The sequence below is a fragment of the Streptomyces beijiangensis genome, from assembly GCF_017315755.1.
In the GTDB taxonomy this organism is placed as follows: Bacteria; Actinomycetota; Actinomycetes; order Streptomycetales; family Streptomycetaceae; genus Streptomyces; species Streptomyces beijiangensis.
The window spans coordinates 1-349 of the sequence record NZ_JAFLRJ010001359.1 but is presented as its reverse complement, the minus strand read 5'-3'; the positions used below and the strand labels follow the sequence as shown (position 1 = coordinate 349).

At 73.1% G+C, this 349-nt stretch carries 1 protein-coding gene; it reads left to right on the top strand.

The window, feature by feature from the left end:
* Positions 1 to 349: cytochrome P450 (locus J0695_RS41820; RefSeq protein ID WP_206970041.1), on the top strand; the 349-nt coding region annotated here is incomplete at both ends.

The window sequence follows — 349 nt, the reverse complement described above, 5'->3', positions numbered from 1 at the left end:
GCTCACCCACCCCGACCAACTCGCCCTGGTACGCGCCGGCCACGCCTCCTGGGACGACGTCCTCGACGAGACCCTGCGGGCCGAGGCACCCGGAGCCCACTCCGTCCTGCGCTACGCCGTCGAGGACATCGACGCCGACGGCATCCTCATACCCCAGGGCGACGCCATCCTCATCGCCTTCGCCGGAGCCGGCAGAGACCCCGCACACCACGGCCCCGACGCCGCCGCCTTCGACATCACCCGCCCCACCCGCCGCGACCACGTCGCCTTCGGCCACGGCGTCCACTACTGCCTCGGCGCATCGCTGGCCCGCCTCGAAGCCACCATCGCACTGCCCGCCCTGTTCACC